The following is a 16,119-nucleotide window of genomic DNA, read 5'->3' as shown; positions in this document are numbered from 1 at the left end:
TTATGGCTGCGCCCCAGTCCGTTTTCTGCTGGATGATTCTCCTGCTACTGGTACTGGCAACGGGTACACGCGGCCAGGCCCAATGCAGCCAGGGGGCTATCATTTGCGAAACATTTGGAGCCGGTACCCGGGGCGCTTTGCCCGCTGGAGAGACAAAATTCACCTACAACCCCATAGCCTGCCCCGAAGATGGCGAATACAATGTGATGGATACGGTATCGGGAAGTTGCCACGGACAAGCCTGGCATTACATAGCTGAGGATCATACCGCCGGAGATGTTCGGGGCAATATGTTCGTGGTCAATGCCGCTTACCTGCCCAGTGAGTTTTACAGTCAGACCGTTACGGGCTTGTGCCCAGGCATAACTTACGAGTTTTCGCTCTGGGCATTAAACCTGAATAAAGTCATGCAACCCGGTGCCTGTGACGGCTATAGCCTGCGTAATCCGATCATTGTGATGCGGATCGAACAGACCGACGGCACACTCATCCGCGAGGTTGTTCAGTCGGCTATTCCTCGAACGCCCTCACCAACCTGGGTTCAACTGACCATGCAATTTAGCATCCAGACTAACGTAAATGACATCGTGGTGAAGCTGGTCAATCAGGGGCTGGGTGGGTGCGGTAACGACCTGATTATCGACGATATTGGCTTTCGACCTGTTCACCCGGCTCTGTCCATCCAGTTTGCCAATTCGACGGGGGATCAGCTCACTGCCTGTGCCTATAGTGCTGTAACGCTAGAAGTCGGCTCGGCTACAGGCTACCCTAACCCGGTGTATTTATGGCAGCAGAGCCGCGACAATGTAAACTGGACAGCCGTACCGGGTGCAGGCCAAGCGAGCTATACCATCAATCCGGTTCGGGCTGGCCGTACCTACTACCGCCTTCATAACACCCAGCCAATCAACGAGGCTGCTGTAGGGCGATCGCAATGTTCGGCCGAGTCGAATGTACTGATTGTCGATGGCACCCCCGTAGCCACTGTCGATTTAGGGCCACCCTTCATCCTGTGTGAGGGGGCGTCCGTTGTATTCAACGTTCCTGACACCCTATCCTCCAATGCGGGATTCGTTTGGTCAGATCAGAGTACCAGCCGGAGCCTGACCGTAAAAACAGCAGGTATTTACTGGCTCGAAACAACGCTCAACAACTGTCCGTACCGCGATTCGGTTACCGTAATCGTTCAGAACTGCCACCTGGAAGATACGTACGTACCCGATGCATTTACCCCCAACGGCGACTCGATGAACGATCAGCTTCAGATTCGCCATGCCGGAACCTTTCTGACCTATCAGTTCCGAATCTACGATCGGTGGGGCAATTTGATTTTTGTCAGTAAGGACCCCGAAAATGCCTGGGATGGCACCTACCGGAATCAGCCCTGCGAAACCGGTTCGTATGCCTGGACTTTTGACTATAGTATACGATCCATAAGCCGCGAAGAACGCCATGTCGCCAAAAGTGGCTGGGTATTGTTAATCCGATGAATATCCAGACCCAGAACTATGTACATCCGCATACATTACTTTCATGAAAAAAAACTACGACTTTCCTAATGTTACCCTTCTGGTCACTCACTACAACCGCAGTCAGTCGCTGGAGAATCTTTTACAAACCTTCCGCCAGCTCGATTGCCACTTTGGCGATATCGTCGTATCGGATGATGGCAGTAAAACAGAGCATCAGGCTTATCTGAAAACCCTACAGGCCAAATTTGGCTATCAATTAATTACTACTCCTGTCAATAAAGGTTTAGGTAACAACATCAATAAGGGCCAGGAAGCGGTCCGAACCGCCTATACCCTGTATGTACAGGAAGACTTTGAACCCACCCCCCTATTTCCTGATCGGCTTGTCGAGTCACTGGCCATCCTCGATCGTGAGCCTCAGTTCGATATTATCCGATACTATGCATATATCCGCTATCCATTTCTGAAGCCTTACAATGAAGGTTTCTCAGAAATGTATATGCCTGCCTGGTCGCTGAACTATAAAAAACTATACGAGTACAGCGACCACCCCCACCTCCGTCGAAGCTCGTTTTTGCAGAAGTTCGGTCGGTATGTAGAAGGTATCCACCCCGACCAAACGGAGTACCGAATGAGTATTGCTTTTATCCAGAAAGGCGGAAAAGGATTATTCTTCAACAAGTTCACCGAGTTATTTTACCAAAAAAATAGCCAGGAGGAGCCCAGTACGATCAGCCGTAAATTCTGGACTTTCAGTAAAAACCCGGCGATTGCCACTATCCGCTACCTGTACCGACTCATTAAAATTAACTACGACATTCACTTCTTACGGGTTTAATACAGGCGAAGGCTGGCTATTCTGCTTTTCGACGACGCCATATTCCTGCCACACCTCGTTCGAAACGGGGCATCATAAACGCGGCCAGCCGAATACTGGGATCAGAAATCTCGACAGAGAAGGTTTGCAATAAGGCATTCAGAACGATCACGAAATTCAATTCTGCCAGATGCTGACCGATGCATTTCCGGGGGCCAGTCAGAAATGGGATGTAGGTAAAGGGCACAGATGGTTCCTGCTGCCAGCGACTGGGTTCGAACTGATCGGGGTTTTGCCAGAAATCGGGATGATGATGCAGGGCATGCAGCAAAATCAGCGTTTCCTGCCCTTTAGGTATCGTTACACCATCAACGGACATTGACTCACCAAATCGGCGGGCAACGCCCATTGTGGCCGGATAAACCCGCAAAACTTCTTTCATAAACTGAATGGTATTGGGTAACACCCGGAAATCATCGCGGGTAGGATAGCCACGTTCACCTGTCACGGCCCGAAGTTCGTTGCGGAGAGATTCGACCAGGGCGGGGCGTTGGCTGAGTTCATAAAAAGCCCCTGTCAACACATGATCCAGGGCATTGTAGGCCCCATACAGATGGTTTACTTCATCGGCTATTTCCGCCACTGAAAAGCCTGCTTCCTGCAAACGGTGTATCCAGTTCAACCCTCTCGAATCCCCTTTTTGTCGTTGATGTACCAACGACTGAACCTGTGCGTGGAGCTGCCGTTTTTTACGATTCCGCTGCCAGTGTGACCTCACAAAGCGGGGCAACCGGGCAAATTGCCGTTTCCCCATGCCAAAATCGTCGAGCCGAGTACGGCTGTCCATGTAATGAAACTTGAAATCGACCAGCGCACGGCCCAGCTCATGAACACCTGGCTCGTCGGGGTCAAGCCCACAGCCTACCTTCAGAAACAACGCGCTATTCAGGTTAACCAGTAGGGCATACAAATCCTCGAAGGGCTGATTTTCTGACCAGTGTGTTACATGCTGAACAACCTGCTGGTGCATACATTCGGCATATGAATCGACATTCGCTTTCGTGAACACAGGCATTACAGCCCGCAGTCGTTTCTCCCAGGCATCCCCATCCATAAACAGAAGTCCAGGTGCTATCGGAATCATCCAGGAAGCGTATTTGTACACACTGGATCGACGCTGTGTATGCGTACGGTCCATCAACAGGGCTTCCACAAGTCGGGGGTCGCAGGTAACCAGATTCCCCTGATACAGAAAACTTTTCCCGTATCTCTGGGTCAGCATTACCCAGGCTTTTTCCCGATGCTGCTCAAGCAGGTGCTGGGCTTCGGCCACAACAGGGCCAGGGGGTATACCCGTCCGGTTCGTTTTCATCCCTACGTATGTGCCGTGAGTTGAGCCGCTACCGGACCCGCAAAACGGGGAATCAAGTAAGGCAATATGGACAGGTTGCCTGAAAGTACCCGTACATTGAACCGTTGCAACAGGGCATTCAGCGTGATCACAAAATGTAGTTCGGCCAGGTGCCTTCCAATGCATTGCCGGGGGCCAGTCAGAAACGGAATGTACGCCCGGGGTTCACGCAAGGGGTGACTCCAGCGGTCGGGGTCGAAAGAGGCTGGATTATCCCAGAAATCGGGATGAAAATGAAGCGCCTGAATCAGAATCATAACTTCACGGTTCTTCGGCAAATAAGCCTTCCCCGCAGCAAGAGGCTCCCCAGTTCGTCGCAGCACCGCAGCTGCCACAGGATAATACCGGAATACCTCTTTCATAAAATTCGTTGTATCGGGCAAATGAGCCAAATCAGCGCGGGTAGGATACAACCGATGCTCAAGTACCTGATTTAGTTCGTTCCGGATACGTGCCGCCCACTCAGGCCGTCGACTTAGCTCCACCAGTCCACAGGTGATCACATAATCGATCGCGTTGAAAGCCCCGTAAATATGATTCAGTTCATCGGTGATCTGCGGAAGCGAAAAGCCCGCCTTATTCAGTAAATTGAACCAGTCCTGCCCCTTACTGCCCGCTTGCTGCCGCTGTTGCATAATCTGACTGACCACCTGATTCAACCCCTGAATCCGTTTCTTTAACTCGTATCGTTCGCGAAGAAAGGCGGGGATAATCCGTAGCTGATCGATCGAAAACCCAAACTCATCCAGCCGGGCGCGGGTAGTCATGGTCTGTCGTTTATAGGTCATCAGTATTTCCCCAAATTGCTGCGTCAGAGGGTCGGAGAGCTCAAGTCCGTAGCCTATCCGCAGCACAACCTGCAACCCCACTTGCGTGATCGATTCGAATAAATCGGGAAGCCTATCTCCTGGCTTCCAGTCAGCCAGACAACTGACCACGGTTTCATGCATACGACCAGCATACGAATCGACCGTCGATTTTGTAAATACGGGCATCACGGCCTGCACATGTTTGTGCCATTCTTCCCCTTCCATAAACAATACACCCGGCGCTCCCGGAATGAGCCGCGACATCAGTTTATACCCTTCCGAACGATGCTGGGTATGTGACCGCTGCATCAGCATGGTCTGAATCACTTCCGGATCGCAGGTAGCCAGTCCGCCCTGATAGCCGAAACTGTTCCCATATTTCAGCACTAAATCTACCCACCCCTGCTGTGGATTCGCGTGGATCAGTCGCTTTGCGTCGCGGGCACTGGGACCTTTAGCAATACTGGTCATGCTTTTTCTGTAGGTTACGGCTTACGAGTGAACCAATCAACTCGGCAACGTCAAAAATGGCCCGGTGCGCTTCTGTAGCCGCTCGTTGCTGATAAACCGGGTTCGTGATGATCTGCTGAATAGCCGGAACAATCTCGCCAACATGCCGGGCCAGAATACCTACCTGATGGGCCACCAGCCAGGCCTCGTTGCCACGCTGCACTGGGCGCATCCCTTTACTCTTTAAAGCGATCAGTGGTGTTTTCGTAATCAACGCTTCGGTGATGGTCATGGCCCCCGGTTTTCCAATCGCGAAGTCGGCCAGGTGCAGATACTGTATTGGGGTCTCCGTCTGATACCCCAGCACCCGTTTTCGATAGGGTGTTTTCAGGTTCTGGATGGCGTTAAAAACGACTTCATTTCGACCACACAGAAAAATCAAATTGACGCGGAGGTCTGCCTGGGCAACGGCTTCGGCAATGGTTTTGAGATGGATGCAACCCTGCCCCCCAAATGAAATGACCCCCGTAGGCCAATCGGGGTTTAGGCCCAACCGGGCCCGTTCGGCTCGTTGTTCCAAAACAGGCGTTTCATAACACAAAGGATCGACGACCATGCCTGCCACCCGATAGTTTTGGCTATCTGGTACGCCAGCCTTCCGGGCCTGCTGGTATAGCCGATCGGTGCCATTCAGATAATACTGTTCAACGCGGGGGGTAAACCAGTAACGAGGCTTTACTTCCTCAAAATCAACCGGAATGGTTATGCAGACAGCCGATGGATTGACCAGACGAACGCTAGCATACAGTGCCGGATTGTACATGGGTGTTACCGATATGACCACGTCGGGAGGGGTTTCCTGCCAGAATGTGCTCAGTTGCCGGATACCCTCTTTCCCCAACAGATCATGAAAAAGCAGCGACAGGTTGATCTGTCCCCCCAGATCAAAAACCTTGTCCCGCTTAAGCTGTCGGTTGAACCGATCGATACCGTAGCGGGCAATTTTCCCAAACCGTTTATGCTGATCAAACAGGTCTACGATATTGACCAGTCGGACAGACCAGTCGGTATAGCACCTATCCAGCGCCCGTTTCAGGCCCACAGCAGCCGACCGATGACCAGAAGCGGCATCAAAATAGACAACTACAACGTGTTTCATAAATCACTTTCTCGTGTCGGATAACACCATCAGACGGATTTAGTCGGCTATGGCGTAGAGCGTATAAATATTCATGAGTCGATTTCTGCTGTAAAACCTCGTATAAAGCAGGGATAGGCTCGAAGGCAAGTAGCTTCAAATTGGGGTAGGTCTGCGTCAGGAAAATGGAGTACAAACCAATGTTTGCCCCTACATCGAACACACAGTCGCCATCGGCCAGCCGGATTCCGTGCTGCTGGCAGGATTGCATGACGAAAATCTCATGATACAGCACATCGGCTTCGGTCCTGTTCAGCGCGGCCACACGTAAGCCATTGGGCAATTGAACCTGTTTCATTGTCAATACGTCACCGATTAAAGGCCAATTCAGTAGTGCGCTCCGACTGTTTTTCGGTAATTAGCCAGTCGCCATTTTTCGGATTTCGCTGAAGTTCAGGCAGGTTTTCTTCACCAATGTCGGTAAACTGCTGGCTCATAAACGGAATCAATTCTAAAAAACCCGGCAAGCCATTGCCCGACTGAGCAACCGAAATTTTCAAAAACAGACGAAACTTACGGGCCTGAAAAACAAGGGTATCGAACCAGAACAGCCCCAGATAATAAAAGCTCCGCTCCGGCTCAAACGATTCAAGGTACTGGACCGCTTTAGCGGGATTATTGAACACGTCTGTATAAACACCCTGCCCCTGCCCGATCAGATCGTGCGTAAACAGGCAAAGCTGGAAATATTCGCTTACCACAAGCCGGGGTTTCGCTGTTCCAAGAAAATGCGGTTCAAGCTTGGTGAGCAAGGCTATGCTGAGTCGACTGAGTATCTGTTGAAATTCAAGTAGTTCCTGCCAGGTGTACCGAGTTCGCAAGTGCGCTACCGTTTGGGGCATCGTGGCCCAGTCCAAACGGCTTTCATTGGCCAGTGGTATAAAATCGTTCCAGAAATCAGCCAGACTGGTTTGCAAATCAGCTGCTATGTGCGTCCAGATCTCATCGGCCTGGGCCTGTTGTACACAGGTCTGCAAGGTCTGAATACGCGGGGCCCGGCGTTTCCAGTGGATCGCATCGGGGTGAAACAATTCCGGAGGCAGATACCGTTGCTTCCAGATTCGATCATCCCGTCTGGTTGGAGGCTGGTGAGTTCCGGCAAATGTACGGGTCCACCAGCGCCCCGTTTCCCGTCGCTCGGCCAGTGTAGTTGGCTGAAACCGATAAAACGTAATTCGTACGGCCGCTGGGGGCGCTCCTACCGGAAAAGGACATTCCCGAAACAGAGTCCGTACCATCGGCTCATCCTCCAATAACCGTTGCACCAGCAATTGTACCCCACTCACTGGCGAGAAATCGTATGGGTTACCACACCCTAGGGTCGACCACCCAAAGTTGGCATCGTTCGAACCAAAAGATTCGTAGAAAATACCATGATCGAGCCGGGGATGATACGGAGCTACATACCGGGGTGGACTTGTTTCGGTCGTAGTCATATACCGATAGGTATACGGATGCCAGGTATGCCCGTCCTGCGTGCCTTCAATAACGGGGACCCATCGAATGGGTGGACTACTGGTCGGCGGAAAAACACCGTAGGCATGCACCACCCGAAAGCGGTTCAGTATCCGATAAAAGCGCAATACCGCCTGAACAATCGGAACCTGAATTCGAATGAATACCGGCCAGTGCATCCAGGTGTGGGTACACCAACTGTTGAACGGCAAATTGATCAATCCCCCTATGGCCAGCATCACCAGCACCCCATGCGTAGCCAGGTTGCCCGTTATCATGCCCCATGTGGTATTCCAGATCGACGACTGGGTATCCAGCAGGGTTAAACAGAGTACCGTCGTCAGCAGATTGAAGAAGCCAAAATTGCTCACCAACTGAATACCCACCATAAGACAGGCCGTAAACAGAGCGACTACCAGCCGGATATCGCCGGAAATGAAAACCCCGAACGGCAGTACGATTTCGGTTGTAAACACGACCAGTACCACTACCTGAAACACCCATTTCGGCAATCGGTACATGTACCAGCCCAGGTAAGCAGGTAAGGGGATATTAATCAGAAAGTTATGAAAATACCCCCGGTCCCGTAAACTGCCGCCTATGAATTTATACTTACCAAACCCAAATAGCACCCGGAAAAATAACCAGCGATACGACCAGGCCACAAAAGGCAAGGGTAAACTGGTTGCTGCCACGGTTGGCAGGGTCGGCAGACTGGGTAGAAACAGGCCCAGAAATCCCGCTTCCAGCAACAGGCAATCCCAGGGATACGTGAAGCCCAGCGCCTGATCGAATGAAAGGTAGATGAGCCAGCAAATCAGTAAGGCTGGTCCGGCCATAGGGCCGCCATACACGACCAGCAAAGCCGCAGCCGCCCCCAGCCCAATCAACCCCCGCATGAATCGATCGCTACAGCTAATCCATAGCAGCGATGGAAAATACAACCAATGCCGCCAGCCGGGATAATCCTGCTGGATATGGGCTAATTTCTGCTCGATCGGTGAGATACCCCGACGGCCAGCCAAGGGCAGTACCTGATGGTATAACTGACTGATGGCAACAAAAAACACAAAACCTAACCCACGGCCAAACACACCCCAGACCAGCTCAGGAGCCGGTAGCTCAACAAAACCCAGTAGTGTTGACACGACGTTGGACGATGAAATAAGGGATTAATAATGACGCTCCAGCACGTACCAGCTAAACGCTCTCAGTCTGATTTTCACATCTGAATCCGGGAAGAGGTTGTCCAGTGTTTGCCAGGCCTCCTCAACCAGACTTTCGGCCTGCTGCTTACAGGCTTCGATGGCCCCGCAGGCTTCCAGTGTATCAATCACCTGCCCAATGATGTCAGGATCGGTGGGTTTCTGACGGATGGTTTCCCACAAATCGCGACGGGCAGGCCAACCCAGTGTACCTAAGGCTTTGGCGACGGGTAACGTGATTTTGCCACAGGTAATGTCTTCGCCCCGACTCTTCAGATTATTCTCAAACCCTCTCAGATTCAACACATCGTCAATAATCTGGAAGGCCAGCCCCATCGATTCAAAAAACTGGCCCAACACCCTCGCCTGTTCGGATGTACCATCGCCCATGATGGCTCCTAACTGCGCCAGCGAGCTCACCGGAGCAGCCGACTTCAACCGATGCACGGCTAAAATGCGCTCTTCCAGCAAGGCGCCCCGTCCATAGCCGACCACTTCGGGCATGAGGGCTTCAAATCCATCAATGTCGATGGCCTGACCCGCGTGAGCCGCCCGCATGGTTTCGAAATACAGGGTATACAGTTTAAGCTTCTTGGCATCGGACAGGGAGGAATCGACCAGCAACTCGCCCAGAAAGTAACAGGCATTGCCCGCGTTGATGGCCGTAGCCTGTCCATAGAGCATATGGCACGATGGACCACCCCGTCGAATAACTGACTCATCCTGAACATCGTCGACAATGAGTGACCCCGTATGCAGCAATTCGGGCCAGGCCAGCCAGTTCATGTATTGCTGCGAATTTCCGCCTACCAGATCCAGGCAAGCCAGCGCAGCATAGGATCGCCAGGATTTCCCACCCCGATCGATCATTTCCCGGATGGGCTTCAGCAATACCCGGCTATATTGTACCGGATCGAGCCCATCAATGAAGTGCGGATTTCCACTACCTGCCACCATCCTTTTCAGTTGCTCATCGGTAGGTGACAGCGGCAACAGGGCTTCGATTGATTTTCGGGTTTGTTTCGTAACGGCTTTAAAAAAGTCGGTCAGCTTTTCTTTCAGCCCAAACCCACTTCGTTCCACGTAGCCTGTTCCTACAATCGGTTCACCGGCAAACGAGCCGTTGATCGAAACCCGCCCCTCCCAGAATGCCCGCTTGGAAATAATGGTGTTGAACTCCTGAGCCGGAAAAGCAGCCTCGGCAAACAGGCTGATCTTGGCTTCTGGAATGGTCAACTGCCACGAAGTCGGGTAATCGGTAAAGGTTCGGGAACTGGTCCAGCTTTTCAACGGCTGGAAGATAAAGTCATCGTACTGGCGGGCCTTCCCCTGTGGATCAATCAATACAATCCAGCGCCCACATCCGGCTCCGTCGGCATTGTTATCAAACAAATCATAGGCACTGATCTGGTATCCGTTGACGAGCTGAACCGAAATCCAGTTCCAGGCAATTTTATGTTCAATTTTCGCTTCGGGGGCATCGTTGGTCGGTTTGCCAAATTCGTGATCGTACCAGCCACTGGCACTAGCCACCTCAATGGTCTGCCCCTCAATCTGCAGGGAACCGTCTACACGGCAATTCGGCATAAAATAGTAGAACATATCCTCCCCGGCCGTACCCCGCACTACCCCATCGTCGCCATGCCGAACGGGAGCCGTTTGCGGATGAAAGGTCAAGGTTGCCCCGACTTCTTTATCAGCCCGTAAGAGGGTCAACAAATAGCTTCCATCTGCCTGCTTCTCAAACTGGTTGCCATCATAATCGAGAAACAGACGCTCTTCACTCACCTGCGCTTCTTTGCTGAGGAGCCGATCTGGTAAAGGCACATTACCTTTCACCAGCACTTCCCGCAGAGCCCGCTGCAACAACGGATCGGTCGTATCCTCGCCTTTGTCGATGGTGTTTAACCCAATTTTAGGAGCAACCGGATCAACCAGCGAGTCCGTGTAATACTGTTGCGTACTGACATCACTAATTGCCCAGGTCAGCGAATGCGCGTAGTGATACTGCTGGGTTTGTTCATCCCGGCCAATAGCCATGCGGAAGAACGAAGCGAACAGCGAACATTGCCGATGATCGGCCAGGGTTAAATGGCTATTCACATACCACCATTCGATGGTTGAGGATGCATGCGGGCAGTCATGGATTTGTAAATCGATCGGTCCTAACGCGGGCCAGTCAGTCGGATACAGATGTGAAGCTAATTCAGGAGCGGTAGTAGAGATTGTTTTGTCAGAGTGAGACGTTTTAGGCGAAACCATACAGGGTTAAATGAGGATGGTTGAAAGTCGTTTTAAAGCCGTAAAGAGATTGGCAATTCAAGAAAATGTAAATGAATAACTATTGCACTCTAGTAACTTACCAAATAATTCAGCAACCTTTTTGCCATCGACAGTATAATCAATGGCAAAAGCTAATCACTAAAATAACTTATTTTAACATACCTCTCACATCACAAGGAAACTTATCATTATTAGTTTTCACTTTAAGTATTTTTACATACTAAAAATCATACAAATGAGGTTATTTTATATAAATAACGCTGGATTTTAGCCAGCAGACAGAGCCGTCTGACCAAATCCAGCGTCGTAAAAATACTTACAGTAATACAGGACTATTGCACGCGCAATACCTTATGCTGAACGCGTTCGCCATCCTGCTTCACTTCCAGAATATATACCCCAACCGCCAGTTGGGTCAGGTCTAATTTTTCGGAGAATCGGTCGCCCGTTTTATGGATTTGAGTCGTCTGATGAACCCGGCCCTGGCCAGCATCAAACAATGTCACATCGAGGGGGGAGTTGCTGATGCGTTCAACATCGATGCTCACATAACTTGCCGTCGGATTGGGGTAAACACGGATCGATTCGGCCAGGCTTTTTTCTTCCGTGTTCAGGCTGGCAGCTACCCGTGCATTAGGAGCCGCTGTACCGGCCATTACAAACATTGGGGTTTCGGTTACGGTCAGTTGGAGTTTGCCCTGATTCGTACTTACCGTTTGTAACTCCATGTCGTTAACGCCCACTTTTGGCCGATAAATCTGCGCCTGAGTAGCCGACCCTAAATCCAGCGTATAGGTTGCCGTACGGCCAATTTCGTCGGGCACAACCAGCACATAGGCCGATTTCCCATCTTTCTCGTACCGATCAACAAATGGATCACGGGCAAGTGTTTCCTTGTAGGTGTATTCGCCAAATAGCTTTTTGGTCTGATACAGATAATCGGCGGCAGGCCGACGGGTCAGGTTATCGCCATTCGCCAGCCCCGACGTGCCGAACATGCCCCCTGATCCGTTGTCGTCGTAGAGCTGATAGAAGAACAGCTTCTCGATGCCTTCGCGGGCATAGAGCAACGCCGTCCGTAAAATCCAGTCTCCCTGCGTTTCGAGCGCCGACTTGGTACCGATCGGAATCGCACGGAGCGGGCTTCCCTGGTTTACATCATAACCAGCCTCGGTTATCCAGACGGGCATATCATACGATTGCAAATGTGCTGTTTTCCGGAAGTCCTGAGCGATTTTATTGATCGGTGCTACTTCAGGAGCCGCTCCCCGCGTCGAGTTGCCACTCTGCGACGAGGATGTATTATCGGCATACATGTGGTAGTTGATGATGTCCCAGCACAGGTTAACGGTACCATCTGGATTGTAGCCCCGGTACTGCTTGCACCAGTCGATCATACCTTTTACGTAATCGGAACCGGCCGAAGCTGAGGCCAGCCCCCCAATCACTACCTTCACCGATGGGTCAGCATTTTTTACCCCAACACCGGGCCCCATGGTGTTTTTATGTCCATCATAGAACGCCGACAGGTTGGCAGCATATTCACGAGCCGTCTGATAGGCTTTCCGGCCTTTCCACCACTTGTCACGCTCGTTGTCGCATTCGATGTATTTGATCAGCCCAAGACCAATTTTGAGGCTATTGGGCGTATCACCCGTCCAGCGTGGGGTTGTATTGACACTCAGCAAAGCGGGGTTAACGTTCGGGTTGCTGCCATACCGGGCCATGTACTGAAAGCCAACCTTCGCCTGCTCGATGTACGAATTCGGGTCCGTGAAATCTTTGCCATACCGAACCGGCACATTTTCAGCATCGCGCTGGTCGCTGGGATACGTATTCACCATCCAGTCGGGCAAAGTTTTCAGGCAGGCCAGAACCTCTATCCCTTCCGCCTTACAGCGTTCGTAGATGGCATCATAGTTCCAGCCTCCGCTCAGCGTTGGGTTGTATGAATAGTCGCCCTGGTTAGATTCCAGCTTATTCCAGTCCATATAATGGCGAATGCCCGTAAAGCTTTTCACCACGTTCATTTTCGCTTCGTTGATCTGCCAGGGTGAGTTGCCATCCTCAAAATTCCATTCGTAGGCATTTACACCCAGCATATCTTTTAGCTTCACAGCTTTGACAGGTGCGGGTGTCTGAGTTTGGGTCGATGGCGTGTAGGCCCCATATACTTCCATTTCTGTGGGGAAAGCCCCATAGGTATTGATGACCAGATAACGGGCATTGCTTACCGGCACGTCGAGCTTGAATTTCGCATCGCCGGAGGTTGTCCGATCGGGATAAGGCCCCACCCAGGCTGCGTATTGATCGCCTGTGAAGGTAGCGATAGGAATCCGCTGCCACTGATCGGTAATGATCGACACCGTCATTGGGTTATCGGTAAAGACCCCCGTAAAATCGAAGAATTTTATACCCTGGATGGTCATCGACTCACCTGGCAGAAGCGGGTAGTAGGCATCATAATTGGCCAGAACCTTGCCCCACCCCGTTTCTACGTTTACATCGGTAATGCCATCGAACAAGCCATCAAGACCATTACTCACGTTATTGAGCTGATACCACCGCTTCGGATCGATGGGTATTTTCTGACCCAGCGTGACTGTCGGAGCGGTTACGGTAATGGTCTGGGTCACATTAGCAGCCGCCTGGAACGAAGCCGACGCAGTTTGTGAGGCCGTTATAACGGCGGTACCGGCACCGGCAACCGACGCTTTCCATACTCCGCCGGCATTCGACACCGCCACAACAGACGGATTAGACGACGTAAAGGTGATGGGTGTTTCGGTATTGGTACTCGTTGCGGTCAGGTTGAAATCGGGATCACCAACGGCTTTGTTGGGTAAGGCCGAAAAGGTTATGACGGCCGGGTTTGTTACCGTCCCTCCCTGGATTACATTGAACCAGTTAAAATTCCAGGTACCCGGATTCGTATAGATGCGTACCACCTGACTTCCTGCCGACAAAGTTGCGGTGGTGCTGATGGTCATCCAGTTTTGCCAGCCACCCGTACGGGGCACGTCAACACTACCGAGTGTGGTTCCGTCTTCCGACTTAATAAAAATTACGCCATTTCCGTAGCTATTGGCCACCCGAAACTGGAACGTGTAGACCCCAGCCGACGGCACATTAACATTATAGTCCATCCAGTCGCCATCGTCGATATAACCCAGATTCTGCCCACCGCCATCGTCGGAGGTAGTTTCGGGCCGCACATCGGTAGCGACATCAAAACTTTCGGCTTCAATCTTTGCAGGCAGGTTCCGACTTCCCGACGCTTCGAACCAGTTCAGATTCCAGTTGCCTTTCACAACATACAACCGAAGCGTTTGGCTACCCGCCGTCAGACGAACCGTAGCGCCAAGGGTTTGCCAGCTTTGCAATCCACCCGTACGGGGTACATCCACCGATTTCAGTACCGTACCATCGGCCTTGCGAAGTTCAAATTTGGCGCCATCGCCCCAGCCATTGGCCACCCGGAATCGGAACGAATACACACCGTCATGATCCACACTCACCGCATAGTCCATCCAGTCGCCATCATCAATACTACTAACGTTTAATGCTCCTGTAGCATCGGCCGTCGTCTCGGTCTGAACGCCCTGCATGGCGGTATAATCTTCAGCTTCCAGATGACCAGGAATCGAGTTCCCGTTTCGAATGACATTGAACCAGTTGAAATTCCAGGTCCCCGGATTTGTGTAAATGCGTATCACCTGACTTCCTGCTGATAAATTAACAGTCGTACTGATGGTTACCCAATTCTGCCAGCCATAGGTCCGTGGTACATTCACGCTTCCAAGCGTAGTGCCATCTTCGGTTTTAATAAAAATTACGCCATTTCCATAGCTGTTGGCTACCCGAAACTGGAACGTGTACTCCCCTGCCGACGCTACATTGACGTTATAATCCATCCAGTCGCCGTCGTCGATATAGCCCAGATTCTGCCCACCCCCTTCATCAGAGGTTGGTTCGGGCCGTACGTCACTGGCCACATCAAACGTTTCGGCTTCAATTTTACCCGGTAAATTCCGGCTTGCGGAGGCTTCGAACCAGTTGAAATTCCAACTCCCCCGTACAATGTACACCCGCAATGTCTGGCTCCCTGCCGTCAGGTGTACTGTAGCCCCAATAGTTTGCCAGCTTTGCAGCCCGCCCGTACGGGGTACATTCACTGACTTCAGTACGGTACCATCGGCTTTGCGGAGTTCGAACTTCGCATCGTCGACCCAACCATTAGCCACCCGGAATCGAAAAGAATATACGCCTGTTTGCGGAACGCTCACCGGATAGTCCATCCAGTCGCCATCGTCCATATTACCAATATTCTGTCCACCGCCCTCATCGGAGGTCGCTTCGGGCTGGACTCCCTGCATGGCACTGTAATTTTCTGCTTCAACGTGCCCCGGCAGAGCGACTTCGCTCACCTGACGATTGAAGAGAAGATAGCTGTATGCATCGAATGTGCGGCTTAAAAAAGACGTGATGCCTCCGGGTCTTGAAAGCACCGCTGTTGTTACCGTTAACAGAGATAGACAGACGAGAAGTAGAGTTTTTTTCATGTGGGAAGGTTGATTTTATTTAACGTATTACGGGAGGATTTAATAAATTGAACAAGTTGATGGTCAGGACGTAAGCTTAACGAAATGACAAACCGCTAAAATACGATATATTTTTCATATATCAACCCCAAAATAACCTCTTTGTTATTACCACAAAATCAAACATTCACTATTTAAGTAGTCTGCGAAAAATAGTTTGCATTATTTTCTAACTTGCCCTCATGGGCCGAGTAAACACCCCGGGTCTAACCGATACCCAACGGATCGAGTTAGAACGTGAACTGAAAACTAACAACAGCCATAGCTTTCGGATGCGCTGCCAAGCCATCCTGCTCAAAGCGGCTGGCCGTAAATCGAAAGATGTTGCCCAGATTGTGGGTATGTGCCATGTAAGTGTGAACAGTTGGCTGAAACGCTTTAAAACCGATGGACTCCAAGGACTAAAAACTAAACCAGG

Annotated in this window: 10 protein-coding genes; 3 read left to right on the top strand and 7 right to left on the bottom strand. The window is 51.3% G+C overall.

Going from position 1 to position 16,119, the window contains the following annotated elements; genetic code table 11:
- Positions 1-2 precede the first annotated feature (2 nt).
- Positions 3-1,490 carry a T9SS type B sorting domain-containing protein gene (locus tag B153_RS0117305; protein WP_020597998.1) on the top strand — a complete coding sequence of 496 codons (1,488 nt, stop codon included), beginning with the start codon at positions 3-5 and terminating at the stop codon, positions 1,488-1,490.
- A gap of 43 nt (positions 1,491-1,533) precedes the next feature.
- Positions 1,534-2,310 (top strand): glycosyltransferase family 2 protein, encoded by a 777-nt coding sequence (locus tag B153_RS0117300; protein ID WP_020597997.1) that lies wholly within the window; start codon positions 1,534-1,536, stop codon positions 2,308-2,310.
- 16 nt (positions 2,311-2,326) lie between these two features.
- Here B153_RS0117300 and B153_RS0117295 read toward each other — a convergent pair whose 3' ends face one another.
- The 7 genes from B153_RS0117295 to B153_RS0117265 form a co-directional block, all read right to left on the bottom strand.
- The gene (locus tag B153_RS0117295; protein WP_020597996.1) at positions 2,327-3,661 is read right to left on the bottom strand and encodes a cytochrome P450; all 1,335 of its coding nucleotides are present in this window, start codon (positions 3,659-3,661) and stop codon (positions 2,327-2,329) included.
- 2 nt (positions 3,662-3,663) lie between these two features.
- The gene (locus B153_RS0117290; protein WP_020597995.1) at positions 3,664-4,980 is read right to left on the bottom strand and encodes a cytochrome P450; all 1,317 of its coding nucleotides are present in this window, start codon (positions 4,978-4,980) and stop codon (positions 3,664-3,666) included.
- Entirely contained in the window at positions 4,964-6,118 is a 1,155-nt protein-coding gene (locus tag B153_RS0117285; RefSeq protein WP_020597994.1) for an MGDG synthase family glycosyltransferase, read from the bottom strand. The genes B153_RS0117290 and B153_RS0117285 overlap by 17 nt, the downstream gene beginning before the upstream one ends.
- Positions 6,090-6,455, bottom strand: a complete 366-nt coding sequence (locus tag B153_RS0117280; RefSeq protein ID WP_020597993.1) for a class I SAM-dependent methyltransferase — start codon at positions 6,453-6,455, stop codon at positions 6,090-6,092. The genes B153_RS0117285 and B153_RS0117280 overlap by 29 nt, the downstream gene beginning before the upstream one ends.
- Before the next feature lie 10 nt (positions 6,456-6,465).
- Positions 6,466-8,760 carry a lipase maturation factor family protein gene (locus tag B153_RS0117275; RefSeq protein ID WP_020597992.1) on the bottom strand — a complete coding sequence of 765 codons (2,295 nt, stop codon included), beginning with the start codon at positions 8,758-8,760 and terminating at the stop codon, positions 6,466-6,468.
- Positions 8,761-8,784: 24 nt separating this feature from the next.
- Complete coding sequence (locus B153_RS0117270; protein WP_026262232.1) at positions 8,785-11,079, bottom strand: polyprenyl synthetase family protein; 2,295 nt, start codon at positions 11,077-11,079, stop codon at positions 8,785-8,787.
- A gap of 353 nt (positions 11,080-11,432) precedes the next feature.
- The gene (locus B153_RS0117265; protein ID WP_020597990.1) at positions 11,433-15,662 is read right to left on the bottom strand and encodes a carbohydrate-binding protein; all 4,230 of its coding nucleotides are present in this window, start codon (positions 15,660-15,662) and stop codon (positions 11,433-11,435) included.
- A gap of 221 nt (positions 15,663-15,883) precedes the next feature.
- Between B153_RS0117265 and B153_RS0117260 the strand changes: the two genes are divergently transcribed.
- Positions 15,884-16,119: helix-turn-helix domain-containing protein (locus B153_RS0117260; RefSeq protein WP_020597989.1), on the top strand; the 236-nt coding region annotated here is incomplete at its 3' end.

Origin of the sequence: Spirosoma panaciterrae DSM 21099 (genome assembly GCF_000374025.1) — a bacterium.
GTDB lineage: Bacteria > Bacteroidota > Bacteroidia > Cytophagales > Spirosomataceae > Spirosoma > Spirosoma panaciterrae.
This window is presented reverse-complemented; position numbering and strand designations above follow the sequence as displayed.

Coding starts and splice junctions, on each gene's coding strand:
- B153_RS0117305 (WP_020597998.1), top strand. CDS start 3: ATGGCTGCGCCCCAGTCCGTTTTCTGCTGGATGATTCTCCTGCTACTG.
- B153_RS0117300 (WP_020597997.1), top strand. CDS start 1,534: ATGAAAAAAAACTACGACTTTCCTAATGTTACCCTTCTGGTCACTCAC.
- B153_RS0117290 (WP_020597995.1), bottom strand. CDS start 4,980: ATGACCAGTATTGCTAAAGGTCCCAGTGCCCGCGACGCAAAGCGACTG.
- B153_RS0117295 (WP_020597996.1), bottom strand. CDS start 3,661: ATGAAAACGAACCGGACGGGTATACCCCCTGGCCCTGTTGTGGCCGAA.
- B153_RS0117270 (WP_026262232.1), bottom strand. CDS start 11,079: ATGGTTTCGCCTAAAACGTCTCACTCTGACAAAACAATCTCTACTACC.
- B153_RS0117280 (WP_020597993.1), bottom strand. CDS start 6,455: ATGAAACAGGTTCAATTGCCCAATGGCTTACGTGTGGCCGCGCTGAAC.
- B153_RS0117265 (WP_020597990.1), bottom strand. CDS start 15,662: ATGAAAAAAACTCTACTTCTCGTCTGTCTATCTCTGTTAACGGTAACA.
- B153_RS0117285 (WP_020597994.1), bottom strand. CDS start 6,118: ATGAAACACGTTGTAGTTGTCTATTTTGATGCCGCTTCTGGTCATCGG.